This is a genomic window from Nocardiopsis suaedae, assembly GCF_027706745.1.
GTDB lineage: Bacteria > Actinomycetota > Actinomycetes > Streptosporangiales > Streptosporangiaceae > Nocardiopsis_A > Nocardiopsis_A suaedae.
Genome location: NZ_JAQFWP010000031.1, coordinates 24,537 through 50,466, shown reverse-complemented (window position 1 = coordinate 50,466; position 25,930 = coordinate 24,537). Strand labels below are relative to the sequence as shown.

At 75.4% G+C, this 25,930-nt stretch carries 25 protein-coding genes; 5 read left to right on the top strand and 20 right to left on the bottom strand.

Translation table 11 applies throughout. The annotated features are described in order from the left end of the window. Window positions 1-97: 97 nt before the first annotated feature. Both O4U47_RS17045 and O4U47_RS17040 read left to right on the top strand, forming a co-directional pair. On the top strand, window positions 98-742 hold the full coding sequence (locus tag O4U47_RS17045) for a GntR family transcriptional regulator (protein ID WP_270678866.1): 645 nt from the start codon (window positions 98-100) through the stop codon (window positions 740-742). Further along, window positions 739-2,010: an MFS transporter gene (locus O4U47_RS17040; RefSeq protein WP_270678865.1), complete on the top strand. Its 1,272-nt coding sequence runs from the start codon at window positions 739-741 to the stop codon at window positions 2,008-2,010. Before O4U47_RS17045 ends, O4U47_RS17040 begins: the two co-directional genes overlap by 4 nt. Before the next feature lie 10 nt (window positions 2,011-2,020). Here the strand turns inward: O4U47_RS17040 and O4U47_RS17035 are convergent, their stop codons facing one another. From O4U47_RS17035 to O4U47_RS17005, 7 genes are all read right to left on the bottom strand, one after another. Further along, window positions 2,021-2,257, bottom strand: coding sequence for a DUF6458 family protein (locus O4U47_RS17035; protein ID WP_270678864.1), 237 nt, complete (start codon window positions 2,255-2,257; stop codon window positions 2,021-2,023). 116 nt (window positions 2,258-2,373) lie between these two features. Beyond that, window positions 2,374-4,200: an acyl-CoA dehydrogenase gene (locus O4U47_RS17030; RefSeq protein ID WP_270678863.1), complete on the bottom strand. Its 1,827-nt coding sequence runs from the start codon at window positions 4,198-4,200 to the stop codon at window positions 2,374-2,376. Window positions 4,201-4,371: 171 nt separating this feature from the next. Beyond that, on the bottom strand, window positions 4,372-5,238 hold the full coding sequence (locus O4U47_RS17025; RefSeq protein ID WP_270678862.1) for a mechanosensitive ion channel family protein: 867 nt from the start codon (window positions 5,236-5,238) through the stop codon (window positions 4,372-4,374). Window positions 5,239-5,336: 98 nt separating this feature from the next. Beyond that, a complete protein-coding gene (locus O4U47_RS17020) occupies window positions 5,337-6,335 on the bottom strand; it encodes a sigma-70 family RNA polymerase sigma factor (RefSeq protein ID WP_270678861.1) in 999 nt (332 codons plus the stop codon). Window positions 6,336-6,367: 32 nt separating this feature from the next. After that, complete coding sequence (locus tag O4U47_RS17015; protein WP_270678860.1) at window positions 6,368-7,198, bottom strand: phosphoenolpyruvate hydrolase family protein; 831 nt, start codon at window positions 7,196-7,198, stop codon at window positions 6,368-6,370. A gap of 4 nt (window positions 7,199-7,202) precedes the next feature. After that, on the bottom strand, window positions 7,203-8,405 hold the full coding sequence (locus O4U47_RS17010; RefSeq protein WP_270678859.1) for a Tm-1-like ATP-binding domain-containing protein: 1,203 nt from the start codon (window positions 8,403-8,405) through the stop codon (window positions 7,203-7,205). Continuing rightward, on the bottom strand, window positions 8,402-8,818 hold the full coding sequence (locus tag O4U47_RS17005; protein WP_270678858.1) for a cupin domain-containing protein: 417 nt from the start codon (window positions 8,816-8,818) through the stop codon (window positions 8,402-8,404). The genes O4U47_RS17010 and O4U47_RS17005 overlap by 4 nt, the downstream gene beginning before the upstream one ends. Before the next feature lie 213 nt (window positions 8,819-9,031). On the opposite strand from O4U47_RS17005, the gene O4U47_RS17000 reads away from it, so the two are divergent. Then, window positions 9,032-9,277: a DUF320 domain-containing protein gene (locus O4U47_RS17000; protein WP_270678857.1), complete on the top strand. Its 246-nt coding sequence runs from the start codon at window positions 9,032-9,034 to the stop codon at window positions 9,275-9,277. A gap of 64 nt (window positions 9,278-9,341) precedes the next feature. On the opposite strand, the gene O4U47_RS16995 is transcribed toward O4U47_RS17000, so the two are convergent. From O4U47_RS16995 to O4U47_RS16960, 8 genes are all read right to left on the bottom strand, one after another. Beyond that, on the bottom strand, window positions 9,342-10,598 hold the full coding sequence (locus tag O4U47_RS16995; RefSeq protein WP_270678856.1) for an NAD(P)/FAD-dependent oxidoreductase: 1,257 nt from the start codon (window positions 10,596-10,598) through the stop codon (window positions 9,342-9,344). After that, entirely contained in the window at window positions 10,595-10,918 is a 324-nt protein-coding gene (locus O4U47_RS16990; RefSeq protein WP_270678855.1) for a 2Fe-2S iron-sulfur cluster-binding protein, read from the bottom strand. Before O4U47_RS16990 ends, O4U47_RS16995 begins: the two co-directional genes overlap by 4 nt. 41 nt (window positions 10,919-10,959) lie before the next feature. Beyond that, window positions 10,960-11,979: a methyltransferase gene (locus O4U47_RS16985; protein ID WP_270678854.1), complete on the bottom strand. Its 1,020-nt coding sequence runs from the start codon at window positions 11,977-11,979 to the stop codon at window positions 10,960-10,962. Between the two features lie 11 nt (window positions 11,980-11,990). After that, window positions 11,991-12,464, bottom strand: coding sequence for a PhzA/PhzB family protein (locus O4U47_RS16980; RefSeq protein WP_270678853.1), 474 nt, complete (start codon window positions 12,462-12,464; stop codon window positions 11,991-11,993). Between the two features lie 93 nt (window positions 12,465-12,557). Beyond that, on the bottom strand, window positions 12,558-14,207 hold the full coding sequence (cydC, locus tag O4U47_RS16975) for a thiol reductant ABC exporter subunit CydC (protein WP_270678852.1): 1,650 nt from the start codon (window positions 14,205-14,207) through the stop codon (window positions 12,558-12,560). Next, window positions 14,204-15,829, bottom strand: coding sequence for a thiol reductant ABC exporter subunit CydD (gene cydD, locus O4U47_RS16970; RefSeq protein WP_270678851.1), 1,626 nt, complete (start codon window positions 15,827-15,829; stop codon window positions 14,204-14,206). Before cydD ends, cydC begins: the two co-directional genes overlap by 4 nt. An 11-nt stretch (window positions 15,830-15,840) precedes the next feature. Then, entirely contained in the window at window positions 15,841-16,839 is a 999-nt protein-coding gene (locus O4U47_RS16965) for a cytochrome d ubiquinol oxidase subunit II (RefSeq protein ID WP_270678850.1), read from the bottom strand. Window positions 16,840-16,846: 7 nt separating this feature from the next. Next, entirely contained in the window at window positions 16,847-18,139 is a 1,293-nt protein-coding gene (locus O4U47_RS16960) for a cytochrome ubiquinol oxidase subunit I (protein ID WP_270678849.1), read from the bottom strand. Window positions 18,140-18,304: 165 nt separating this feature from the next. On the opposite strand from O4U47_RS16960, the gene O4U47_RS16955 reads away from it, so the two are divergent. After that, the gene (locus tag O4U47_RS16955; protein ID WP_270678848.1) at window positions 18,305-19,192 is read left to right on the top strand and encodes a LysR family transcriptional regulator; all 888 of its coding nucleotides are present in this window, start codon (window positions 18,305-18,307) and stop codon (window positions 19,190-19,192) included. Between the two features lie 43 nt (window positions 19,193-19,235). Here the strand turns inward: O4U47_RS16955 and O4U47_RS16950 are convergent, their stop codons facing one another. From O4U47_RS16950 to O4U47_RS16940, 3 genes are read right to left on the bottom strand one after another with little or no spacing between them, the layout of a single operon-like run. Then, on the bottom strand, window positions 19,236-20,141 hold the full coding sequence (locus tag O4U47_RS16950) for a PhzF family phenazine biosynthesis protein (protein ID WP_270678847.1): 906 nt from the start codon (window positions 20,139-20,141) through the stop codon (window positions 19,236-19,238). Further along, window positions 20,138-20,776 carry a pyridoxal 5'-phosphate synthase gene (locus O4U47_RS16945; protein ID WP_270678846.1) on the bottom strand — a complete coding sequence of 213 codons (639 nt, stop codon included), beginning with the start codon at window positions 20,774-20,776 and terminating at the stop codon, window positions 20,138-20,140. The genes O4U47_RS16950 and O4U47_RS16945 overlap by 4 nt, the downstream gene beginning before the upstream one ends. A 34-nt stretch (window positions 20,777-20,810) precedes the next feature. Continuing rightward, window positions 20,811-21,296 (bottom strand): PhzA/PhzB family protein, encoded by a 486-nt coding sequence (locus O4U47_RS16940; RefSeq protein WP_270678845.1) that lies wholly within the window; start codon window positions 21,294-21,296, stop codon window positions 20,811-20,813. A 273-nt stretch (window positions 21,297-21,569) separates the two neighbouring features. Here O4U47_RS16940 and O4U47_RS16935 point away from each other — a divergent pair, with 273 nt between their 5' ends. Further along, the gene (locus O4U47_RS16935) at window positions 21,570-23,390 is read left to right on the top strand and encodes an AfsR/SARP family transcriptional regulator (RefSeq protein WP_270678844.1); all 1,821 of its coding nucleotides are present in this window, start codon (window positions 21,570-21,572) and stop codon (window positions 23,388-23,390) included. On the opposite strand, the gene O4U47_RS16930 is transcribed toward O4U47_RS16935, so the two are convergent. After that, complete coding sequence (locus tag O4U47_RS16930) at window positions 23,368-25,263, bottom strand: anthranilate synthase family protein (protein ID WP_270678843.1); 1,896 nt, start codon at window positions 25,261-25,263, stop codon at window positions 23,368-23,370. The genes O4U47_RS16935 and O4U47_RS16930 overlap by 23 nt on opposite strands. Window positions 25,264-25,289: 26 nt before the next feature. After that, entirely contained in the window at window positions 25,290-25,925 is a 636-nt protein-coding gene (locus O4U47_RS16925; RefSeq protein WP_270678842.1) for an isochorismatase family protein, read from the bottom strand. Between the last annotated feature and the right edge of the window lie 5 nt (window positions 25,926-25,930).

Here is a 25,930-nt window from a genome sequence, read left to right as displayed (position 1 = left end):
GTGGACGCGATGTCCGCAATGCACGGGTTCTGTCGGACTTTTACCGGATTCCGGCGCGGTCTTTTCCGCCCTCACCGGGCCTTAGCATAGATACAACATGGATACCACTGGATCGGCCACCGAACGGGCCTACGCGTTCACCAAGGACGCCATCCTCACCCGCCGCTACGGCGGCGGGGAGCTCATCAGCGAGGGCGACATCGCCGCCGGGGTGGGCGTCTCCCGCACCCCCGTCCGGGAGGCCCTGCTGCGCCTGCAGAGCGAGGGCCTGGTCCGGCTCTATCCCAAGCGAGGCGCGCTCATCGTCCCGGTCTCCCAGGAGGAGGTCGACGACGTGGTGGAGACGCGCCGCCTGGTGGAGGGGCACACCGCCGAGCGCGCGGCCGCCGCGCCCGCCGACGTGCGCGGCCCCCTCGCCGAGCGCTTGGCCGACCTGCTCGGCACCATGCGCGCCGAGCTGGCGGGTGACCGGCGGGCGTTCATCGCCGCCGACCGCCGGTTCCACGGGGAGATCGTCGCCGCCAGCGGCAACGCGATCCTGGCCGGGCTCTACGACTCGCTGCGCGACCGGCAGCTGCGGATGATGGAGGAGGGCACCCGCACCGCGGAGCGGATGCGGCGCAGCGTCGAGGAGCACGAGGCGATCCTGGAGGCCGTCCGGGCCGCGGACCCCGTGGCGGCCCGCGAGGCCGTCAGCGTCCATCTGGGGACCGCCGCGCGGTGGCTGGGGGCGCGCCGATGAGCGCCGAGCCCTCGCGCGCGCCCGTGCGCACGCAGACATCCGGTGACCGGGCCGATGCGCCGCCGGAGCCCGCCGGGGGCGCTCGCGCCTGGCTGGTGTGGGCGACCGGCGTCGGCGTCTACTTCCTGGCCATGTTCCACCGCAACGGCCTGGGCGTGGCCGCCCTGCAGGCCCAGGAGCGGTTCGACGCCGGCCCGGCGCTGCTGTCCCTGCTGCCGATGCTGCAGCTGCTGGTGTACGTGGTGCTGCAGGTCCCGGCCGGGATCATGGCCGACCGGGTGGGGCCGCGCCGCTCCCTGCTGGCCGGGCTGGCCGCGATGGCGGCCGGGGCGGTGCTGTTCGCCTCCGCCACCGGCGTGGCCGCCGCCGTCGCCGGACGGGTGCTCATCGGGCTCGGCGACGCGGTCACCTTCCTCAACGTCATCCGGCTGGGCGCGCTGTGGTTCCCGCGCCGCCGCTACGCCCTGGTGAGCGCCCTGACCGGGGTGGCCGGCGGCCTGGGCCAGGTCGCCAGCGTCGCGCCGCTGTCCTTCCTGCTGAACGGGCTGGGGTGGACCGGGGCGTTCCTGGCGACCGCCGGGATCACCGGCGCCATGCTGCTGCTGGTCGCCCTGCTGGTGCGCGACCGCCCCGCGGGGGTCCGGACGCCGGAGCGGCACGCCCCGGTGCCGGTGCCCGCCTCCGTCCGGGAGGCGCTGCGCGCCCGCGGCCCCCGCGTGGGCATGGCGCACCACGCCGCGGTGATGGCGCCCTACACGATGCTCGGGGTGCTGTGGGGCTACCCGTTCCTGGTGGAGGGCGTCGGGCTGAGCCCTTCGGCGGCGAGCACGCTGCTGACCGCGCTCGGGGTCGGGGTGCTGTGGCTCTCGCCGGTGCTGGGGGCGGTGGTCGGCCGCCGCCCGGGGGTGCGGCGGCCGTTCGCGCTGTGCCTGGCGCCGCTGCTGGGGGCGGGGTGGCTGGCCCTGGTGGCCTGGCCGTCCGGACCGCCCGTGCCGCTGGTGGTGGCCGTGGTGGCGCTCAGCGCCGCCGGGGCGGTGATGGCCCCGGCGCTGTCGTTCGACTTCGCCCGCGACGGGCTGTCCCCCGAGCGCACCGGCGTGGCGTCGGGGCTGGTGAACATGAGCGGCTTCACCACCACGGTGGTGGCGACCGTGCTGGCCGGGCTGATCCTGCAGGCCGGGTACGGCTTCCAGGCCGCGTTCGTCCCGGTCACCGTGACCACGCTGGGCGCCTCGGCGGTGCTGGCGCTCCTGCTGCGGCGGTACTAGACGCCGGTGTCTAGACGACGTCGGGGTCGTTGTGGACGCGGTCGCCGCGGTCCCGGCGGGCCAGCATCAGCAGGATGGAGATGACCACGACCGCCAGCCCGGCGGCCATGAGGATGTAGCCGATCGCGTTCAAGTCCAGGCCGGCCACGTCGGCGGTGATACCGAACGTGAGCACGGCGCCGATGACCATGAGGAAGATGCCCAGGCCGATGCCCATGTCCACCCCGTCCTTTCCGCGTCCGCTCATGGCCCCTACCCCCGGGAGCGCAGGGCCAATCGGGGCGCGCGGAACGGGCGGGGCGCCGAAGCGCCCCGCCCGCGGGGTGTCCAGACCGCGCCCCAGGTGGACGCGGGGGGTGCGGTCTAGAAGGCCGATTCCGGAACGTCCATGAGGTCCAGCCCGGTGTTCTGCGCGATGGCCCGCTCGGAGGCGGTCTTCGGCAGCACCTGGGCGGCGAAGAAGCGCGCGGCGGCGATCTTGCCGGTGTAGAAGTCGGCGTCGGCGGCGTCGGCGCCGTCCAGCTTCTCCAGGGCGACCTCGGCCTGGCGCAGCAGCAGCCATCCCAGCACCACGTCGCCCACGCACATGAGCAGGCGGGTGGCGTTCAGCCCGACCTTGTACAGCTCGCGCGGCTCCTCGGCGGAGCGCATCGCGTCGCCGACCATGACCTCGACGATCTTCTCGACGTCGGCGGCGGCGTCGGCCAGCAGGGCCCGCTCCTCCTTGAGGCGGCCGTTGCCCGCCTCGCTGTCGGCGAAGCCCTTGATCTCGCCCATCAGGCGGCCGAACGCCTGGCCGTTGTTCTTGACGATCTTCCGGAAGAAGAAGTCCTGGGCCTGGATGGCGGTGGTGCCCTCGTAGAGGGTGTCGATCTTGGCGTCCCGGATGTACTGCTCGATCGGGTACTCCTGCAGGTACCCGGAGCCGCCGAGGGTCTGCAGCGACTCGGCCAGCAGCGCGTAGGAGCGCTCCGAGCCCACGCCCTTGACGATGGGCAGCAGCAGGTCGTTGAGGGCGACGACGTCGTCGTGCTCCTCCCCGGCCTGCTCGGCGATCTGCACCGCGTCCTGCTGGGTGGCGGTGTAGATGACGAGCGCGCGCAGCGCCTCGGCGTAGGCCTTCTGCGTCATCAGGCTGCGGCGCACGTCGGGGTGGCGGGTGATGGCGACGCGGGGGGCCGCCTTGTCGGACATCCGCGTCAGGTCGGCGCCCTGCTTGCGCTCCTTGGCGTACTCCAGGGCGTTCAGGTAGCCGGTGGACAGCGTGGCGATGGCCTTGGTGCCGACCATCATCCGGGCGTACTCGATGATGAGGAACATCTGCCGGATGCCGTCGTGCTTGTCGCCCACCAGGTAGCCCACGGCCGGGTGCTTGGCGCCGAAGGTCAGCTCGCAGGTGGTGGAGGCCTTCAGGCCCATCTTGTGCTCGACGTTGGTGACGTAGGCGCCGTTGCGCTCGCCGGGCTCGCCGGTCTCCAGGTCGACCAGGTACTTGGGCACCAGGAACAGCGACAGGCCCTTCGTCCCGGGCTTGGCGCCCTCGGGGCGGGCCAGCACCAGGTGGAAGATGTTCTCCGTCATGTCCTGCTCGGCGGAGGTGATGAAGCGCTTGACGCCCTCGATGTGCCAGGTGCCGTCGCCCTGGTCGACGGCCTTGGTGCGGCCGGCGCCGACGTCGGATCCGGCGTCGGGCTCGGTGAGCACCATGGTGGCGCCCCAGCCGCGCTCGATGGCCAGCTCGGCGAAGCGCTTCTGGTCGGCGTTGCCCTCCTGGTGGAGGATGCTCGCGAAGCCCGGGCCCGCCGAGTACATGTGGATGGAGGGGTTGGCGCCCAGGACCAGCTCGGCCGCGGCCCAGACCAGCGAGCGGGGCGCGCCCAGGCCGCCCAGCTCCTGGGGCAGGTCCAGGTTGTACCAGCCCGCGTCCATGTAGGCCTGGTAGGACTTCTTCAGGCTCTCGGGGAGGGCGACGGTGCCGGAGGCGGGGTCGAAGACGGGCGGGTTGCGGTCGGCGTCCTCGAAGGACTCGGCGACCACGCCGGTCGCGAGCCGGTTCACCTCGTCGAGGATGGTCCGTGCCGTGTCCTCGTCCAGCTCCGGGAACGGGCCGCCGCCCAGCACGTCCTGGCGCTTGAAGACCTCGAAGAGGTTGAACTCGAGGTCACGGAGGTTGCTCTTGTAGTGCGTCATTGGCGCGCTCCGCTGCTGTTGGCGCCCGCGGTGGCCGCAGACCTCGGGTGTCTGGGCTCGCAAGCGACTACCGGTGGGTAACAAGTCACTGTTACTACCCGGTAGTAGCAGTTGGCCACGGTGCCCGTCCGGGCACCGTGGCCAACTGCGGTTCCGCTCGTGCGGCGGGGCTCAGAGGGCGGGGACCGGGCGCGCCATCGCGATGCCGTCGGCGTCCATCTCGCTCTTGATCCGCGCCCGCAGCGCGCGGCCGACGGCCCACTGCTCGCCGGGCCGGGTGCGGACGGTCACGCGCAGGGTCATCGCGCCGTTGGCGATGTCCTGGACGCCGACCACCGTCGGGTCCTCCAGCAGGGCCCCGGCGGCCTCGGGGGCGGAGGAGAAGCCCTCGGCCGCGCGGCGGGCGGCCGCCTCGGCCGCGGCGGGGGAGGCCTCGGCCGACACCGGGACGTCCACCACGGCGTTGGCCCAGCCCTGGCTCATGTTGCAGACCCGCAGGATCTCGCCGTTGCGGACGTACCAGAGCCCGCCGTTGATGTCCCGCACCTTGGTGATCCGCAGGCCCACCTCCTCGATGGTGCCCACGGCCTCGCCCACGTCCACGGTGTCCCCGACGCCGTACTGGTCCTCCAGCATCATCGCCATGCCGGAGACGAAGTCCTTGACCAGGCCCTGGGCGCCGAAGCCGATCGCCAGGCCGAGCACGCCCGCGCTGGCCAGCAGGGGGCCGAGGTTGATGCCCAGCTCACCCAGGACCATGAACAGGGCGACGCCGAACACGGTGAAGGAGGCGACGCTGCGCAGCACCGACCCGATCGTCTCGGCCCGCGCGCGCTGGCGCTCGGCCGCCGCCCCGTTGCCGCGCGGCAGCCGCTCCCGGGAGTCGGCGATGCGCTTGACCATCGCCGTGACCAGCCGCCCCAGCAGCACCCGCGCGACCGCGGCGAGCACGACGATGATGACGATGTTGAGCGCTCCGGAGAGCAGTGCGCCGGCGTGGTCGGAGAACCAGGCGGTGATGGATTCGGCCGTGGGCATGGTGCTTCCCCCGGTGGTCGGTGATACGGGTGCGCCATCGTCCCATAACGCTCATAGGTGCGCAGATCTATTCACCGGCCACCGGAGGCGGACGCGGATCACATCCGCGGCGGCAGTCCGAACAGCGGGAACAGCGCCTGCGTGTCCAGGAAGCAGTGCAGCCCGGTGATGCGGCCGTCCTCGACGTCCAGCACCTGCAGCGCCCACGGCACGTGGCCGTCGCCGTCCTCCGCCGGGTGGTAGTGGCCGAAGGCCGGGGCGCCGTTGGCCGAGACCGGCACCAGGCGCGAGTCCCGGCACTTCTCCCCGGGGCCGAGCATGAACGCGGCGATGTCGTCGTGGCCGCGCAGCCAGAGCGGGAAGGGGGGCATCGTCATGGCGGCGTCGTCGCGCAACAGCGTGACCAGGGCGGCGATGTCGTAGCGCTCGAAGGTGTCCACGTACTTGGTGAGCAGCTCCTTGTGCTCATCGTCCATCTCCGGGGAGGAGGGGGAGGCGGCGGCGCCGTGCGCGGCCAGCGTCGCCCGGGCCCGCTGCAGCGCGCTGTTGACCGAGGCGACCGAGGTGTCGAGCAGGTCGGCCACCTCGGCGGCGCGCCAGCGCAGCACCTCGCGCAGGATGAGCACAGCGCGCTGGCGCGGCGGCAGGTGCTGCAGCGCGGCGATGAAGGCGAGCCGGACGGTCTCCCGGGAGACCACGGCATCGGCCGGGTCGCCGCTGTCGGGCGGGGCGATGCGCTGGTCGGGGATGGGCATCACCCACGCCGACTCGGGCAGCGGCGCCCCCAGCGGGGTGGACGCGGTCCCCGCCGGGGCCATGTCCACCGGGCGGGCGCGCCGCTGCCGCCCCTGGAGCATGTCCAGGCACACGTTGGTGGCGATGCGGTAGAGCCAGGAGCGCAGGGCCGAGCGGCCCTCGCACCGCCCGTGCGCGCGCCAGGCCCGCACCATCGTCTCCTGCACCGCGTCGTCGGCCTCGAAAGCCGAGCCCAGCATCCGGTAGCAGTGCCCGGTGAGCTCGCCGCGGTGGGCCTCCAGCGTCTCGTCCAGCCCTTGCTCCGTCATCGCGGATGCCCTTTCCGTCGGGGGGGCGTCCATCGTACGGCGCGCCCCCGACGTTTCGGGGCGGATCAGAACGTGAGGCCGGAGAACTCCCGCGTGCGCGCGGTCAGGGCCTGCTCGACGGGCAGCCGCTCCATGGACGATGCGCCGTAGAAGCCGTGCACGTCCCGGCAGGTCCGCAGGATGTACGCGGCGTCCTGCGGCTCGGCGATCGGGCCGCCGTGGCACAGCACCGTCGCCTCCGGGCGCACCTCCAGCGCGGCGCGCGACCACTCGTCGATCAGCGGCACGCACTCCTCCAGGGACAGGGCGGTCTCCGCGCCGATGGTGCCGCCGGTGGTCAGGCCCATGTGGCACACGACCACGTCGGCCCCGGCCCCGGCCATGGCGGCCGCGTCCTCGGCGGAGAAGACGTAGGGGGAGGTGAACAGGTCCAGCGCGCGGGCGCGGCGGACCAGCTCCACCTCGTGGGCGTAGCCCATCCCGGTCTCCTCCAGGTTGGCCCGGAACACCCCGTCGATGAGGCCGACCGTGGGGAAGTTCTGCACCCCCGAGTACCCGAGGGCGGCGAGCCGCGGGAGGAACACGTCGAAGTCGCAGAACGGGTCGGTGCCGTTGACGCCCGCCAGTACGGGGGTGTCCCGCACGGCGGTCAGCACCTCCCGCGCCATCTCCTCGACGATCTCGTTGGCGTTGCCGTAGGCCAGCAGCCCGGCCAGCGAGCCGCGGCCCGCCATCCGGTAGCGCCCTGAGTTGTAGACCACCAGGATGTCGGCGCCGCCCTCCTCCTGGCACTTGGCCGACAGTCCGATGCCCGCGCCGCCGCCGATGATCGGGGTGCGCGCCTCTCTCTTGGCCTTGAGCCGCTGGAGGATCTCCGCCCTGGGAATCCCGGCCATGCCCTCACTTCTCCTCGGTGGTTCCGCCGAGTTCGGCGAGCACCGCGACGGCGGCGTCGGCGAACGTCGGGTCGTTGATGTCGGTGTCCAGCTCCTCGACCCGTACACCGGTGCCGGCCAGGCCGTCGCGCACCGCGCCGAACAGGGCGGCGTCGGCGTCCGGGTCGTGGAAGGGGCCGCCCTGCCCGGCGACCGCGGACACGCCGCGCAGCGGCAGCAGCACCGCGGTGGGCCCCTCCCGGGCCGCGGCGCGGGCCGCCAGCCGGGCGCCCAGCTCGGCGCACTCGGCCGGGGTGGTCCGCATGAGCGTCACCGTGGGGTTGTGCACCAGCAGGCGGCGGTCGGCGAAGCGCTCGGGCACCGTCTCGCGCGGGCCGAAGTTGACCATGTCCAGGGCGCCGAGCGAGACCACGCGGGGGACGCGTGGGCCGCCGCCCAGCCGTCCGGGGCCCGCCGACATGACCCCGCCGACCAGCTCGTCGGCGAGCTCGGTCGTGGTCAGGTCGAGGACGCCGTCGAGGGCGCCCCCGTCGGCGAGGGACTCCAGGGCGCGCCCGCCGGTGCCGGTCATGTGGAACACGAGCACCTCGTCGCCCCGCTCTTCCATCAGCTCCCGCGCGCGGGTGACCGCGGGCGTGGTGACGCCGAACATGCTGGCGGCGACGGTGGCCCCTGCGGCGGGCCGCTCCACCGGGGCTCCGCGCACCATGCCCGCGACCGCGTCGCAGGCGTTGGCCAGAACGCGGGTGGAGACGCTGTTCAGCCCGGCCACGTCCACCACGCTGGGCATGAGGACCAGGTCGGTCTCGCCGATGTAGGGGCGGGTGTCGCCGGAGGCGGCGGTGGACACCACCGCCTTGGGCACCCCCAGCGGCAGGGCGCGCAGTGCGTGGGCGGCGAGGGAGGTGCCGCCGGTGCCGCCGACCGCGAGGGCGCCGTCGAGGCGGCCCTCGGCGCGCAGGGCCAGGACGGCGGTGCGGGCGCCTTCGGCCAGGGCGGCCACGGCGGCGCCGCGGTCCCCGTCCCCGGCCAGGGCGACGGCGTCCCGCACGGCGACGTCGGGCCGGGGCCCGCCGCCGGGGGCGGAGGACCCGGTGTCGACCACGACGGTGCGCAGCCCGGCGGCGGCGAGCCGCTCCACGACGAATCCGACCTCGGCGCCCTTGGTGTCGAGGGTGCCCAGGACGGCGACGGCGGGTGCGCTCATCCGTTCACCGCCGGAGGGTGCTCGCCGGGTGCGGCCTCGCGGAAGCCGGGCGCCGAGCGCAGCGCCTCCTCGGCCCCCGCGGGGGAGTAGACGACGACCAGCTCCAGGGTGGACCAGCCGGTGTTGAACGTGGAGTGCAGGACGTCGCGGGGCACGTGCACCACGTCCCCGGCCGAGACGGGGAAGGCGGGCGCGTCGCCGACGGTCTGCTCCCCGGTGCCGGAGAGCACGTAGATGACCTCGTCGGACTCGGGGTGGCGGTGCCGGTCGTGGCCCTTCCCGGGGTGGACGTGCACGTCGCCGACGGTGAGCGCGGTGCCGGGGGAGGTCCGCGGCGACACGCGCCACTTGATCCGGCCCCAGTCGAACAGCCACGTCGGCACCGCGTCGGGGCGGTGGGGGGTCTCATCCATGGGGTGTGGCCTACCCGGTCCGCAGGGTAGGGCAACGCCCGGACGGTGAACATGAGAATCAGGCGCCGAAACTAATTTTCCGTGAAATGCCGACATGCGTGGGGGCGGTGGGGCTAGATTGGCCCCAGTGGATGCGGAGCGTGTCCATTTATGTACAGATAGTCGATATTGCGGTGTCCCGTGGACGGCGGGAGCCGCGAGACGAGGTAGCACATGATGAAGAAGATGTTCGCCGCCGGTGCCGTCGCCGCCGCCTCCGCGGGCGTTCTGATGGCCGGTGCCCCCGCCTTCGCCCACGACGGCCCGATCACCTCGGGCAACGGCTCCATCCTCGGGGGCAACCAGGTCGTGGCCGACGCGAACGTTCCGGTGAACGTGTGCGGCAACGGCATCGGCATCCTGGGCATCGGCAACGGTGCCTGCGTCGACTCCGGCGCCTGGGTGAAGGACCACCACTAGGGGCCGCACGCCCAGTGCCAGGGGGCGGCGCCGGACTCAGCGGTCGGCGCCGTCCCCTTTTTCGCTATCCCCCCGCGCGCGCGAAGGCGCGCAGCGAGAAGTCCGGGGCCGCGGCCTGCTCCGGCGTCGGCGCCCGGCCCTCGGCGAGCAGCCGCCGGGCCGCCATGTGGTCGGCCGGGCGGTTCACCGACTCCACCGCGGCCAGCGCCCCCCGCCGGTACAGCAGCACCGAGAACGCCTCGTCCCCGTCGCCGACCAGCACCGCCCGGTCGTGGCCCGCGGCCAGCCCGGCGATCTGCAGCGACGAGTCGTACTGGTCGCTCCAGAACCAGGGGAGGCGGCCATAGGGCGGGGCGTCCTCCCCCTCGTCCGGGCGGGCCAGCCGCTCGGCCGCGTACGACGCCTGGTCGAGCGCGTTCTGCACCGACTCCAGGCGTAGCCGCGGCCCCGTCCCCGAAGCGGGTGCCATCGAGGCGCAGTCGCCCACCGCCAGGACGCGCGGGTCGCGGGTGCGCAGCCGCGCGTCCACCGCCACCCCGTCGTCCACGGGCAGGCCCGCCCCCTCGGCCAGCCGGGTGTCCGGTGCCGCGCCGACGGCGGCCAGCACCAGGTCGGCGGGCAGGACGGTGCCGTCGGTCAGTTCCACCTCGCGCACCCGCCCGGCCCGGTCCCCGTGCAGGGCGGCGACCTCCTCGCCGAACACGAAGCCCGTGCCGTGCCGCTCGTGCAGCGAGGTGAAGTGCGCCGCGGTGTGCGCCGAGACCGCCCGGCCCAGCGGGCGCGCCCGGCTCTCCACGATCGTCGCCTTGTGCCCGTGGGCGGACACGGCGGCGGCGAACTCCAGCCCGATGAACCCGGCGCCGGCCACCACGATGCTCCCGGCCCCGGCCAGCGCCTCCCGCAGGGCATCCGCCTCCCGGCGCGTGCGCAGCGAGAACACGCCCTCCAGGTCGCCGCCGGGCGCGCGCAGCGGCCGGTTGCGCGCCCCGGTGGCCAGCACCAGGCGGTCGTAGGGCAGGCGGCGGCCGTCGTCGAGCACCACCGTGCGCCCGGCCCGGTCGATCCGCTCGGCGCGTGCCCGGACCAGGTCGATGCGCTCGCGCCGGTACAGCTCGGCCGGGCGCGGCTCCAGCTCGTCCGGGCCGATGTCGCCGCGCAGGTAGGCCTTGGTGAGCGGGGGGCGCTCGTAGGGCGCCCCCGGCTCGTCGCCGACCAGCGCCACCGCGCCCGCGTACCCCTGTTCCCGCAGCCCGAACGCCACCTGCTGGCCGGCGATCCCCGCGCCCACGACCACGACGCGGCCGTCGGCTCCGTGTGTCATCGCTGCCGCTCCGGTGTGGTCACGGTCAGGCCCTCGAAGTCCGCGTCGGCCTTGAGCTGGCAGCTCAGCCGGCTCGTCTCGCGGCGCGGGCAGGCGGTGGTGTCGAGCATCGCGTCCTCGTGGTCGCTCATCGGCGGCAGCGCGCCGTAGCGGTCCGGGTCGACGTAGACGTGGCAGGTGGCGCACTGGGCGTTGCCGCCGCACTGGGCGACGATGCCCGGGACGCCGTTGGACACGGCGCCGCGCATGACACTGGTGCCCACGGGGACGTCGACCGTGCGCTCGCCGTCGTCGGCGGCCACGTAGGTGATCTTCGGCATGCCTCTCCTCAGGTCGGATCGGTGTTTCAGGGGTCGGTGCTTCAGGGGGCCGTCCGGCCGCCGTCGGCCGGACGGAGTTCGATGCAGGCGTTGCCCATGGGCAGCGGGACGAGCCGCTCCACACGCAGCCCGGCCGCCTCGGCCAGGGCGCGGAACTGGTCGAGGGTCCGCTGGCCGCCGCCGTTCATCATCAGCAGGTGCAGGTCCCACAGGGACGCGAGCTCGGGGTCCTCGCCCTTGCCGACCACCCGTTCGAGGACGAGGATCCGCCCGTCGGCGGGGGCCGCGCGGCGGCAGTTCTCCAGCAGGCGCACGCAGGCGGCGTCGTCCCAGTCGCCGAGCAGCCGGGAGAGCAGGTAGATGTCCCCGCCGGAGGGGATGGACTCGAAGACGTCCCCGGCGATGGCCTCGGCGCGCCCGGCGCCGATCGCCTCGTCGAGGGTGGCCTGCGCGATCGGCACCATGTGGTCCAGGTCGATGAGCAGCCCGCGGGCGTCCGGGAAGCGGTCGAGCACCGCGGCGAGCAGGCTGCCGCTGCCGCCGGCGACGTCGACGACGACGGCGCCGGAGAAGTCCACCACCTCCGGCAGGCGCTCGAAGAAGAAGTGCCCGGCCTGCATGGCCCGCTGGAACCGGGCGGCGGCCTCCCCGTCCCTGCTCAGGTAGGTGATCAGCGGCTGGCCGTAGGCGCGCTCGAAGCCGGGCGCCCCGGGGCCGGCCACCACGTCGGCGGCGTGCTCCCAGGCCCGGTAGAACTCGGCGCCGTAGAGCAGGCACATGTCGCGCAGCGACCCGGGGCGGTCCATGAGCAGCTCGGACACGGGGGTGTTGCGGTAGGCGCCGCCGTCGCGCTCCAGCACGCCCAGGTCGGCCAGGAGGCGCAGCAGGCGGCGCACGGCCGCGGGGTCGGCGCCGGTCTGCTCGGCGATGGCGTCGGGGTCGCCGGTCCCGGCGGCGATGCGGTCGGGCACGCCCAGGCGCACCGCGGTGTGCAGGGCCTGGGTCCGCCAGGCGCCGGTGATCATGTCGAGGACGGTTCGGGAGGGGGAGGTGGTGGCCATGGGGGGTCTCCTCACTCGGCGGGGATCCAGCCGCGTTCGATGCGGGGGGTGGCGATTCCGAGCGCGCGCATGTGCTCGATGGGGTTGGTGTACTCGCGGCTCTCGGAGATGCGCCCGTCGGAGAGCCGGAAGGAGAAGAGGAAGTGGTTGCGGTAGCGGCCCTCCGGATATCCGGGGAACCGGATGGTGCCCTCGCCGTCGCATTCGGCCCAGAAGCGGCCGGGATCCTGAGTGGAGAAGATCTCCAGGCCGATCCAGCGCCAGTCGGGGAGCACCTTCAGGGACAGCTCGCCGTGCTTCGCCAGGTTGTCCCTTCCGCGCACCGTGATGGGCTCGCCGATGTCGGTGAAGAACAGTGATGTGGAACCGTCGTCGGTGTAGAGCAGGTGGCGCCGGGCACGGTCCTGTGCCCCGGTCAGGAAGTACCTCTCGACCGTCGCCTCGTTGCGTTCGCGGAGTTCGTCACGGGAAAGGGGGTCGGACACGGGGGGGCTCCTCATCTCATCGGTCCATGCGTGCGGGCAGGGGACAGAATGCGCGGGGCGGCGATATTCGCGTCCCGTTCCGCGATAGCGGCGCTATACCTCCGCCGGGCGGACACCTCCTTCGGTGATGACGGCGACCTTGTCGGCGGCGGCGAGCGCCGCCGGGTGGTGGGAGACCAAGAGCACGGTGCGCCCGCGGGCGGCGCCGAGCACGTCGCCGAGCACCTCTTCGGCGGTGGCCGCGTCCAGGCCCTCGGTGGGCTCGTCCAGCACCAGCACCTGCGGGTCGGCCAGCAGGGCGCGGGCGAGCAGCAGGCGGCGCCGCTGCCCGCCGGACATCGCCGCCCCGTCCTCGCCGAGGACCGTGTCCCACCCCTGGGGCAGCGCCTCGATCCAGGCGAGCAGCCGCACCCGGGCGGCGGCCCGGCGCAGCTCCCCGGCGCCCGCCTCCGGACGGGCCAGCAGCAGGTTGTCCCGGACGGAGGAGTGCAGGAGGCGGTCGTGCCGGGTCAGCCCGGCCACGGTGCGGCGCACGCGGTCCCCCGGAACGCCGCGCAGCTCGGCCCCGCCGAGGCGGACGCTGCCGTCCTCGTAGTCGAGGAACCGCAGCAGCACGTCGACCAGGGTGGACTTGCCCGACCCGCTGGCGCCCGCCAGGGCGGTCGTGGTCCCCGGTTCCAGGCGCAGGTCCAGTCCGTCGAGCGCCCAGGGGCGGCCCGGACCGTAGCGGGCGCGCAGGCCGCGCACCTCCACACCGGAGCCGAGCGGTTCGGGGCCGGGGCCGGGTGGTTCGGTGACCGGCGCGGGGGCGTCCAGCACCGCCGCCAGCCGGGCGGCGCCCTCGGAGAGCTCGCCGAAGCGGCGGGCGGCGGCCGGGAGGGCGGCGGCCGGCTCGAAGGCGGCCAGGGCGGTGACCGCCAGCACCGCGGGCAGCACCGGGTCCAGGCCGCCGTCCTGGCGCGCCCGCAGCGCCAGCCCGGCCACCGCCACCGCGGTCAGGCCCTGGAGGAGCAGTACGGCGGCGGAGGCGGCGCCTGCCGCGCGGTCGGCGCGCAGCTCCAGGCGGGTCGCCTCGCGCTCGGCCCGTTCGGCCCGCCGGACGGCGGCGTCGGCGGCCCCCAGCACCTCCAGGTCGGCGGCGCCGCGGACCAGGTCGGCGGCGGCGTCGGCGAAGGCCCCCCGCGCGGCGGCCCGCCGCGGGCCGCGCCGCCCGGCCAGGGCGGACGGGGCGCAGGCCGCCGCCGCGGCGAGCAGTCCCGCGGCCAGCACGGCCCCGGCGGCGGGGAGCACCGCGGCGGTCGCGGCGGTCGCGGCGGTGCCCACGGCCGCGGCCGCCGCGGCAGGGACCAGGCAGCGCAGGAGCAGGTCGTGGACGGCGTCGACGTCGTCGACGAACCGGGTGAGCAGGTCGCCGCCGCGGAAGACGGAGCTGCCGTGCGGGGCCAGCGGGACGAGCGCGGCGAACACGCGGGCGCGCAGGTCGGCCACGGCCGCGAGGACGGCGTCGTGGCCCAGCAGCCGGTCGGCGTAGCGCAGCGGCCCGCGCACCAGGGCGAGCGCGCGCACGCCCACGATGGCCAGGCCCAGGGCGGCGATCGGCGGCTGCTGGGCGGCCCGGGAGATGAGCCAGGCCGCGGTCGCGGTGAGCCCGATCGAGGCGAGCTCGGCGCCGACGGCGACGGCGGCGGCCGCGCACACCCGGGGCAGGGCGGGGGCGGCCAGGCGCAGCAGGCGGCCGGTCATCGGGCGCCCCCCGCGGTCACGACGCGGTCCATGCCCTGCAGCGGCGCGGAGCGGTGGGTGGCGGCGACCACCGTGCGCCCCGCGGACAGCCGCTCGATGGCGGCGACCACCTGGGCCTCGGACCGCGGGTCGAGGTGGGCGGTGGGCTCGTCCAGCACGAGCACGGGGGCGCCGGAGAGGAAGGCCCGGGCCAGGGCGATGCGGCGGCGCTGGCCGGAGGAGAGTCCGAACCCCTCGTCGCCCAGGGCGGTGGCGTAGCCGTCGGGCAGGCGGGAGATGAAGCCGTGGGCCTCGGCCGCGCGCGCGGCCTCGCGCACCTCGGCGCCGGTGGCGCCGGGACGGGCCAGGCGGATGTTCTCCTCGACCGTCCCCGCGAACAGGTGGGGGCGCTGCGGAACCCAGGCGGTGTCCCCGGCGACGGCGACCCGCCCGCGCTCGGGCGGCAGCAGCCCCAGCACCAGGGCCAGCAGGGTGGACTTGCCCGCTCCGCTCGGGCCGACGAGCGCGACCCGCTCGCCGGGGTCGATCCGCAGGTCCACCCCGTCCAGGGCGGGTGCCTGGGCCCCGGGGTACCGGGCCGAGGCGCCGTCCAGCAGCACGGCCGGGCCGCCGTCGCCGGGCGCGGGGTGCGGCGGCCGGGCGAAGCCCCCGCCCTCCGGCACCGGGGTGTCGAGGACGGCGAAGGCGCGCCGGGCCGCGGCGGTCCCCTCAGCGCTGTCGTGGTAGGCCGCGCCCAGGGCGCGCAGCGGCAGGTAGGCCTCGGGGGCGAGGAAGAGGACGAGCAGCGCGGTGGACAGGTCGGCGCCGCCGGACAGCAGGCGGAGGCCCAGGGGGACCGCGACCAGCGCGACCGACAGCGTCGCGACCAGCTCCAGCACCAGGGAGGAGAGGAAGGCGGTGCGTAGCACCCGCATGGTGGCGCCCCGGTACCGGTCGGCCATGGCGCGCACCGCGCGGGACCGCTGCCCGGCCCGGCCGAAGGCGCGCAGCGACGGCAGGCCCGCCACGGTGTCGGCGAAGTGGCCGCCGAGGCGGGAGAGCAGGTCCCACTGCCGGGCGGTCCGGTCGCGGGTGTGGGCCCCGACCAGGGCGCCGAACACGGGGATCAGCGGCAGGGTGAGGGCGACCGCCAGCGCGGAGGGCCAGTCGGCCAGTGCCAGCACCGCGAGCACCGCGACGGGGGCGGTGCGCGCGGCGGCCGCCGCGGGCAGGTACCCGGTGTAGTACGGGCCCAGCGCGTCGGTCCCCCGGGTGAGCAGGGTGGAAAGGTCGCCGCCGCGGAGGTTCTGCAGCCGCACCGGGCCCAGCCGCCGGGCGTGCTCCAGCAGCCGCAGCCGCAGTCCGGTGCGGGCCGCGGCGGCGGCCCGCTCGGACAGCGCCGTGTGGGCGCGCGCGGCCGCCGCCTGAACGGCCGCCGCCGCGCCCGCGCCGAGCAGGAGCCCGGCCGTCCGCTCCGGCGGTCCGCCGCCGAACCCGGCGGCGAGCGCGGCGGCCAGCAGCCCGGACCGGGCCACGGTCGCGGCGGTGGCCACCAGCGCCAGCCGGGCGGCGGCCGAGGAGAGGCGCCGCGCCTGCGGCAGCTCCCGCGCCAGCCGGCGGCGCACGTCCCCTGCGGTGTCCACGGTCCGCGCCCTCACAGGTAGGAGGGGGTGCGGTCGTCGACTCTGCCGCGGAACGCCCACCAGCCGGCGGCCTGGTAGGCCAGCATCAGCGGCACCACGGCGACGCCGAAGGCGGACAGCACCGCGAGGGTGGCCCCGTCCGCGGCGGCGGCGCCGATCTCCATGCCGCCCCCGCCCGCGTCGGCGAGCACGTAGGGGTGGTGCGCCGCCCAGGGGAGCGCGGCGAACACCGCGGCCGCGGTGGAGGTGCAGGCGAAGGCGGCGCCCGCGCGCCCCCGGCGGGAGGCGGTCTGGGCCCCCAGCAGCGCGGCGGCGATCGCGGCCCCCAGGACGGCGGCGACGGCGGGGTTGCCGGGGGCGCCGCCGACGGCCAGGGCGGAGGCCACCGCCGCCACGGCCGCTCCGGCGGCGGTGGGGGCGAGCCGCCCCAGCAGCACGGCGGAGCGCCCGGCCGTGCCGCCGCGGGTGCGCAGCGCGAGGTAGGCGGCGCCGTGCGCGGTGAACAGCAGCCCGGAGGCGGCGGTGCACAGCAGGGCCGTCGGGGAGGCGAGCGCCGCGCCCACGGCGATGGAGTGGCCGCCGGTGAAGGCCACACCGTTGAGCAGCACACCGGTGACCGTGCCCCACAGCAGGGCAGGGACCAGCCCCCCGGCGGTGATCAGCGCGTCCCAGACCCGTTCGGCCGCGCGGGTCCGGGCGCGCCCGCGGAGCTGCACCGCGGCCTTCCCGGCGACCAGCGCCAGCAGCAGCGGCACCAGCACCGGGTACAGCCCGGCCAGCAGCGGCCCCTCCAGGAAGGGGAAGGCGCCGAACAGCACCCCGGCGAAGGCCACCAGCCACACCTCGTTGCCGAAGAAGAACGGGCCGAGGGCGGCCATCGTGGCCCGCCGCCCGCCGTCGCGGGCCAGGAGGGGGCGCAGCGCCTGCGCCCCGTAGTCGTAGCCGCCGAGCACGAAGTACCCGGCCAGGAGGCCCCCGAGCAGCAGGAGCCAGGCGGTCTGCATGGTCATCTCGTCCTCACGCCCTTCCGGCCGGGCGGCCCAGGTCGGCGGTCACGGGACCGTCCTCCGGCTCGGCCGGGACGGGTTCGGGCGCGCCGAGCCGCACGCCCTCCGGGCCGCGGTGCGCCAGGCGGGCGATGAGCACCCAGTCGGTGACGGCCAGCGCGCCCAGCAGCCCGACGAACAGCACCAGCGAGGCGGCGACCGCGGCGGCCGGGACCGGCGAGGCCGCGTCGGCGACGGTGAGCTCCCCGTAGACGAGCCAGGGCTGGCGGCCCACCTCGCGGAAGAGCCATCCGCACACGGCGGCGACGAACGGCAGCGGGGTCAGGGCGACCGTCGCCCAGGCCAGCACGCGGGGGCGCACCAGCCAGTCGCGGGGAAGCAGCACCAGGCAGATCAGCGGGGCGAAGAACAGCACCCAGCCCAGGTTCACCATCAGGTCCAGGGGGACGGTGATCCATCCGGGCGGCACGTAGTCGCCGGGGCCGTGCTGGGCCTCCATCGCGGCCTGCAGCTCGGCGGTCCCGCCCTCCAGCACCGCGATCTTCATCGGCTGCTGCTCGGCGATGCCCCAGAACTGGGTGTCGCCGACCGCGTACAGCGGGTAGCAGAACAGGGCCGCGACGACGACGCCGAGCCGCAGCGAGGTGCGGAAGAAGGCGGTGTGCGCGGTGCGCCGGGCGAAGTGGTAGGCGCTCACCCCGGCGAGGAACAGGCCCCCGGCCACCATCGCCGCGGCGGTGATGTGGCCCAGCGCCACCAGGGTGTTGGGGTTGGCCAGCAACGCGCCGAAGTCGGTGAGGTAGGCGGTGCCGCCGCGGACCTCGTGGCCGACCGGGTTCTGCATGAAGCCGTTGGCCACCATGATCCAGTAAGCCGAGGCGTAGGCGGTGAGCGCGACCAGCCAGATCAGCGCCGCGTGCAGGCCCCGGTGCAGCCGGCCCCAGCCGAAGATCCACAGCCCCAGGAAGGTGGACTCGGCGAAGAAGGCGATCATGGTCTCCAGCGCCAGCGGGGCGCCGAACACGTTGCCCGCGAATTCGCTGAGCCCGTTCCAGTTCATCCCGAACTGGAACTCCATGACCAGGCCGCTCACGATTCCCAACGCGTAGTTGACGACGTACAACTGGCCCCAGAACCGTGTCTGCCGCTCGAACAGTTCGCGTTTGCCCGTCGGTCCGGCCAGTGCGGCGCGCGTGTGGAGAACGGCGACCAGCGGCGCTAGTCCGAGGGTCAGGAGGACGAACAGCCAGTGGATGCTCGTGGTCAGCGCGAATTGCAGGCGGGAAAGTTCCACGACGTCCAAGGCGGAACCCCCAAGTCTTCTCGCAAAGGAATGCGCCCGGTGAATTCCCGCGGACGGTGCGGGCGGGCGACTCCGAGCATAAAGCGCCCTGTCTTATGATTTCCAAGACCGGATTCGTCATGTGCACATGTCCGGCGGGTATGAGCCGGGAGCGAAAGGGAGACGATGGACCTGCAGAACCTGCGGTACTTCCAGGTCGTGGCGCGCCACCAGCACATCAGCCGCGCGGCCGAGGAGCTGCTGGTCGCCCAGCCGTCGCTGAGCAGGGCCATCGCGCGGCTGGAGGCCGACCTGGGGGTGCCGCTGTTCGACCGCCGGGGTCGCCAGATCCGCCTGAACGCGCAGGGGGAGGCGTTCCTGCGCCGGGTGGACCGGGTGCTCAGCGAGCTCGACGACGCCCGGCGGGAGCTGACCGACGCCGCCGGGGAGGTGGAGGGCACCGTGGCGGTCGCCGCCGAGACGATGCTCACCCTGGCCGCCGCGCTCTCGGCGTTCCGCGGCGCCGAGCCGGGGATCGGGGTGCGGCTCTACCAGTCGCACGCCGAGTCCATGGTGCGGCGGCTGCGGCTGCGCGAGGTCGACTTCTGCGTGGCCTCGCAGCCGCTGGAGGGGACGGCGCTGCGCTCGCTGGTGCTGATGCGCGAGGAGGTGCTGCTGGCGGTGCCGCCGGACCACCGGTGGGCGGGGCGCCCCAGTGTCGCGGTGGAGGAGGTCGCGCGCGAGCCGTTCATCGTCCCGCGCCCCGGGCACTGGCAGCGGGTGCTGGCCGACCGGCTGTTCGAGCGTGCGGGGGTGCTGCCGTCCATCGTGTGCGAGGGCGACGAGCCGGGGGCGCTCCAGGACCTCATCGGCGCCGGCCTCGGAGTGGGCCTGATCCCGTCGATGGCGCGGCGCGCGGGCACGCACGCCGAGGTCGCCTGGCTGGAGGTGGAGGCCGAGGACTGCGAGCGGGAGCTGGCCCTGGTGTGGCACCGCGACGCCTACCTGTCCGCGGCGGCCCGCCGGTTCCGGGACTTCGCCGCGGAGTACTACGCCGGGCCGGCCGCGGCCTGAGCGCCGCGCGGGCGCCCTGGCCGGGCCGGCCGGGGGAGGGCGGTCACACCAGGAGGGTGCCGCGGGCGACGATGACGGCGTCCCCGCCCACCTCGACCCGGGAGACGGCGCCGCCGTCCCGGGTGACGCGCGCCCGCATGTGCGAGGGGCGCCCCATGTCCACCCCCTGGTGGACGTCGATCCACGTCCCGTACGGGGCGAGCCCGTACCGGGCCAGGTGCAGGGCGAGGGGGCCGGCGGCCGACCCGGTCGCCGCGTCCTCGGCCACCCCGTAGGCGGGGGAGAACATCCGGCTCCGCCAGACGGTGCCCTCCCCCGGGGCCGCTGCGGCGAAGCAGTTCACCGCCATGTCGGGCAGCGGCTCCAGGGCCCGCAGGTCCGGGCGGACCCGCGACAGCGCCGCGTAGTCCTCCAGCCCGACGAACACGTGCCGGGGGCCGTTGCGGTAGGCCTCCACCGGCAGCACCGAGTCCTCCAGGTCCAGTGCGGCGAGGACCGTGCCGGCGTGCTCGTAGGGCGCCCACTCCGGGACCGGCTGGAGCATGCGCACTCGCACCGACCCCGTGCCCGGTTCCAGATCGAAGGGGACGGTGCCCATCGCGGTCTGCATCCGCACCCGGCCGCGCGCCCCGGCGTCGGCGAGCACGCCCGCGGTGCCCAGCAGCGGGTGCCCGGCGAAGGGCAGCTCGTTGACCGGGGTGAAGATGCGCACCCGGACGTCGGCGTCCGGGGCGCCGCCGGTGGGCCGCAGCAGGAACACCACCTCGGACAGGTTCATCTCCCGGGCGATGCGCTGCATCGTCTCGGCGGGCAGGTCGTCGGCCCCGAAGAACACCGCCACCGGGTTGCCCAGCAGCGGGGTGTCGGCGAAGGCGTCGGCGACCACGTAGCGGTGCGTGCCCGGCGCGGCCCGGAGGGCGGCGCCGGGGGCGTCGGCGGCGGCGGTCACGGCTGCAGTCTCCGCGCCCGCCAGCCGCCCGCGCGCTCGTAGCGCATGCGCAGGTAGAGCCGGTCGGGCATGCCGTGCCAGAACTCCACGGCGCTCAGCGCCACCTCGCAGGCGGAGAAGGTGCCCGGGCGGGGCAGCGGCGCCTGGCCGGCCAGGCGCTCGGCCTCGGCCCGCAGGGCCTCCTCGTCCTCCAGGTCGGCGCTCTGGTGGGAGGCGACCGACATCGCGTGGGTGGACACCGGCCGCGCCTCCCACAGGGCGTCCGAAACGGCCTCGGGCAGCCAGGCCACCGTGCCCTCCACGCTGACCTGCTGGTTGATCTCGGGCCAGTAGTAGACCCCCGACACCCGCGGGTTGGCCGCGATGTCGCGCATCTTGCGGCCCACCGTGTGGGTGGCGAACACGATGCCTGCGGGGGAGAACCGGCTGGTCTGCACCATGCGGCTGGACCCGTGTCCGCGCTCGTCGGAGGTGGCCAGGGCGAAGGCGCCGGGGTCCCGGACGCCGAGGGCGCGGGCCCGGTCGAGCCATGCGCTCAGCAGGCCCACCGGGTCGGCCGGCGGTGCGTCGAACTCGGGCAGGCGCGCGCCGCGCAGGTCCTCTGGGGTGCGCGGCCCGGTCGCGGTCACGTTCATGGGCGCTCCTCCTCGCTGGAGTGTGGGGGCCGGGTCAGGTGGGGATGCCCTCGCGGCGGATCCGCGGGACCTCCAGCCCCAGCGCGCGCGCCTGGTTGAACGGGTTCATGAACTCGCGGTTCTGCACGATGAGCCCGTCCTCGACCTGGAAGTAGTGGAGGAAGTGGTTCTTGTAGTGGCCCTCGGGGTAGCCGGGGAACCGGATCAGGCCCTCGCCGTCGCACTCGACCCAGAAGCGGCCCGGGTCCTGCGTCTCGTAGAGCTCGATGTTGAACCAGTGCCAGTCGGGGAAGCACTTGAGCGACCATTCGGCGTGCGAGGCGAGCCGGTCCTTGCCGTGGACCATGATCGGCTCGCCGGTGTCGGAGGTCCACAGGCCGGCGCTGGCGTCCTCGGCGAACAGGCGGTGCCGGTTCAGCCGGGCCTCGCCCTTGGTCTCCTCCAGGTAGCTCTCGACGGTCGCGCGGTTGCGGCGGCGCAGCTCGGCGTCGCGGGCGAAGGCATCGGTCGCGTCGGACACGGGGGCTCCTCTCCACGGGGCACGGCCGCAGGTCGGCCGTCCACGGCAACTATCGGCGGCGGCGCTATACCGGGAGGGCCGCGCCCCATAGCGCCCCTATACCGGGGGCCGGACGACCATGCGGGGCCGTGGGGCGGTGGCCCCGGCACACCCGGACGGCACCCCGGCGCGCGCGGGGCGGCCGGGACGGGGCGCGCGGCAACCGTCGGGCCGGGCCACGGTGTGCGGCGCGCATCTGGGCGGGGCGGCGGACCGGAGCACACAGTTGGCGGCATGCAGATACGCATCCTGGGACCCGTGCAAGTCCTCCGGGACGGGAAGAGCGTTCCGCTCGGCGGCGCCAAACCGTCGGCGGCGCTCGCCGCGCTCCTCCTGGCCGACGGCGCCCCCGTGTCCGTGGACCGGCTGAGCCGGTCCCTGTGGGGCCCATGCCCTCCGGCCACGATGCCCGCGCAGATCCACACCTACGTCTCCCGGCTGCGCAAGATCCTCGGACCCGGCGCGCACCTGGAGCGCCGGGCGGGCGGCTACGCCCTCCGGGTCCCCGACGCCGCCGTCGACCTGCGGGACTTCGCCCGGCTGGCGGCCCTGGGGCGCACCGCCCTGGAGGGCGGGTACCACCGCGAGGCCTCGGCCCACCTGTCGGCGGCGCTGGAACAGTGGACCGGGCGCCCGCTGGACGGGGCCGCGGGGCCGCTCGCCGAGGCCGAGGCGCCGCGGCTGGCCGGGGCCCACCTGGCCGCGGTGGAGGACCGGGCCGAGGCCGACCTGGCGCTGGGCCGCCACCGGCGGACCGCCGAGGAGCTCGCTCCGCTGGTGGAGGAGCACCCGCTGCGCGAGCGGCTGCGCGCCCAGCTCATGACCGCGCTCTACCGGTGCGGGCGCCAGGCCGACGCGCTGGAGGTCTACCGCGCCGGGCGGGCGCTGATCGCCGACGAGCTCGGGGTGGACCCCAGCTCCGTGCTGGACGGCGCCTTCCAGACGATCCTGCGGGGCGAGCCCGGCCCGCCTCCGGCGCCCGCACCGGTCGAGCCCGCCCCGGCCCTCCCTGCCGACCTGGCCGACTTCACCGGGAGGGTGCGGCACCTGGCCGACCTGGCCGCCTGGCTGGGACCGGGCGGCGCCCCCGGGGGCCCCGCCCCGGTCGTCGTCGCGGGCGGGGCCGGGACCGGCAAGACGGCGCTGGCCGTCCGGGCCGCGCACGCACTGCGGGACCGCTTCCCCGACGGGACCGCCTTCGCCCGCCTGACCGGGCCGCAGGGGCGGCCCCGCCCCCTCGGCGAGGTCCTGGCCGACCTGCTGGGGTGCCTGTCCGGAGGGGAGCCGGTACCCGGGGACACCGCGGGGCGGCTCGCCCGCTACCGCCGGCTGTGCGCCGGGCGGCGGCTGCTGGTGGTCCTGGACGACGCGGTCGCGCCGGGGCCCGCGGCCGAGCTGCTGCCCGCCGGCCCGGGGGCCCACACCATGGTCACCACCCGGTCCCGCCGCACCGCGCTGCCCGGGGCGCGGCTGCTGCACCTGGGGCCGTTCGAACCGGAGGAGGCGGCGGAGCTGTTGCGCGGGACGGCGGGCGCGGCCCGAACGGACGGCGACGCCGGCGACGCCGGGGACGCCGCGGAGCTGGCGGCGGCCTGCGGGCACCTGCCGCTGGCGGTGCGCGCCGCCGCGGTGCGGCTGGCCGCCAAGGAGCACTGGGGCCCGGCCCTGCTGCTGCGGCGGATGGCCCGTGGGCCGCTGGCCGAGCTGGCGGCGGGCGGCGTCGACGTGCGCGGCGAGCTGCGCGCGGCCGTGCGGCGCCTGCCCGGGCCGCTGCGCGCGGACGCCGCCGGGCTGGCCCGGCTCGGCGGTGGGCCCCTGTCGGTGCGGGACGCCGCGGCCGCCCTGGGCCGGGAAGAGGTCGAGGCCGAGGACGTGCTGGAGGCGCTGGTCGACGAGAACATGCTCAGCCCCAGCGGCATGGCGCCCGGAGGGCGCTTCAGCTACGTGCTCCCCGCGCCGCTGCGCTGGGCCCTGCTGGAGGAGTCCGGGGTGTGGGCCCGTACGAGCCCGCACCCCGGGGGCGCGGGCCGGGTCAGTGCTCCAGGACGCGGGTGATCAGGCGGCTCAGGATCGCCGGGCCGTTCTCGGTCAGCACGGACTCGGCGTGGAACTGGGCCGAGGAGAAGAACGGCCCCTGCAGGGCGTGGACCTCCCCGGTGCCGGGGTCGCGGCAGACCTCGACCGCGCCGGCCCCGGGGAACTCGGCCCGGTCCCGGCCGCTGCGCGCGGAGAAGGCGTTGTAGAACCCGACCCGCTCCGGGACGCCGAACAGGTCGATCTTCTTCTGCACGCCCTGGTTGGGCGCCTCGCGCCGGACCACCGGGAGCCCGCCCAGGCCGCACAGGACCTGGTGGCTCAGGCACACCGCGAGGAAGGGCCGCCCGTGCTCCAGCAGGGCGGCCGTCAGCGACCGCAGCCGGGCGATCTTGGGATCGCCGGTGCGCAGCGGGTCGCCCGGCCCGGGGCCCATCACCACCAGGTCCCGGCCGAGGTGGACGAGCTCGGAGTCGGCCGCGTCGAAGCGGCCTACCTCCACCTGCAGGCCCAGCGAGGAGAGCTGGTCGGCGATCATCGCGGTGAAGGTGTCCTCGGCGTCGACGACCAGCGCCTTGCGCCCGCGCAGTGCCGGGACGGGCCCGGCCGAGCCGCGCTCGCCCAGCCAGTAGTCGGCGATGTGGGCGTTGCGGCCCTCCAGGGCCGCGCGGACGCGGCCGTCGGCCGCCAGCGGGCGCTCGGGCCCGGCGGTCAGGGCCGCGCACAGCCCGGCGGCCTTGGCGCGGGTCTCCTCCACCTCCGAGGCGGGGTCGGAGTGGCGCACGATGGTCGCGCCGGTGCCGATGCGCACCCGGCCGGAGTCGTCGATGTCGGCCGTGCGGATGAGGATCGCCGAGTCCAGGGAGCGCCGCCCGTCGGCGCCGCGGCCGATCAGGGCGGCGGCTCCGCTGTAGTAGCCCCGCCCCTCGGGCTCGTAGCGCCGGATGACGCGGCAGGCGCTCTCCAGCGGGCTGCCGGTGACGGTGGGGGCGTACAGCGTCTCCCGCAGGATGTCGCGGGGGTCGCGGGTGCTGCGGCCCTCGATGTAGTACTCGGTGTGGGCCAGGCGCGCCATCTCCTTGAGGAAGGGGCCGACCACGCGCCCGCCCGAGGTGCACACGCGCGCCATCATCTTCAGTTCCTCGTCCAGGACCATGTACAGCTCGTCGGTCTCCTTGGCGTCCTGGAGGAAGTGCAGCAGGGAGGCCACGTCCGGCCCCTGCTCCGGGTAGCGGTAGGTGCCGCTGATGGGGTTCATCACCGCGCGGCCGTCCCGGAGGCTGATGTGCCGCTCGGGGGAGGCGCCGATGAGCGTGCGCCCGGGGACACGGGCCAGGAAGGTCCAGTAGGCCCCGGACTCCCCGCGCAGCAGCCGGGCGAACAGGGCCAGCGCGGCGGCGGGCGTGTAGTCGGTGATGTCGGCGAGGTAGGTGCGCTTGAGGACGAAGTTGGCGCCCTCGCCGCCCGCGATCTCCTCACCGATCAGACGGCGCACCGCCTCGGCGTAGGCGTCGTCGCCGATGTCGAAGCCCGCCTCGCGCACCGCGATGGGGCCGTCGGGCAGCCGCCGCAGGGCCCGTGCCATCGGGACCCGCTGCTGCTCGCGCACGCTGATCGCGGTCAGCGGGGTGCCGTCGTCGGGGGCGTCGAAGCCGCGCTCGGCGATCTGCCGGTAGGGCAGCAGGGCGAACAGCTCGTGCCGCTCCCCGTCGGGCCCGCCGGGCTCCTGCGGGCCGCCGGGAAGGGGAAGGTCGGCCAGGCGCTCGTGGCGGGTCACGTCCCCGGCGAGGACTTCCAGCAGGTCCTCGCCGCCGGCCTCGGGGCGGTGCACCAGGGCGACGCCCTCGGGCAGGCCTTCTCCGGACAGGACGCGGTCGAAAAGGTCGGTGTGCATGTGCGCTCCCTGGAGTGCTCGTGGGGTCAGCGCGCCAGCGCCCGGACGGCGTCCTGGGCGGTGAGCACCACCGCGCAGCGGTCGGCCGCGTAACGCAGGGCCATGCGGTGGTGCTCGGCGGAGAAGTCGGCGACGGCGTCGCCGACCAGGAAGGTCTCGATGTCGTTGGTAAAGGAGTCGATGGCGGTGGCGAGCACGCCCACGTGGGCGTAGACGCCGCACAGCACGAGCTGGTCGCGGCCGCTCCGGCGCATCAGCGCCGCCAGGTCGGTGGCGTGGAAGGCGCTGTAGCGCCACTTGGTCAGCATCCAGTCGCCCTCGGCGGGGGCGACCTGGGGGACCACCTCGCGGTCCTCGGGGGCCACCCGCATGCCCGGGCCCCAGAAGTCGCGCAGCAGGCCGCGCTGGGCCTCGCTCATGCCGCCGGGCTGGGCGGTGTAGGCCACCGGAGCCCCGGCCGCCACGGCGGCGTCGCGCAGCCCGGCGGCCGCCTTGACCAGGGGCGTGCGCACCGCCTCGGGCAGTGGGCGCAGGAAGAACTCCTGCATGTCGTGCACCAGGAGCACGGCCCGGCCGGGGTCGACGGCCCACCGGGCGGTGTTGGCGGGCAGGTCGTCGGCGGCGGGCAGGGGGTAGGGGACGATCTCCGGGATCCCGGGCATGGGGG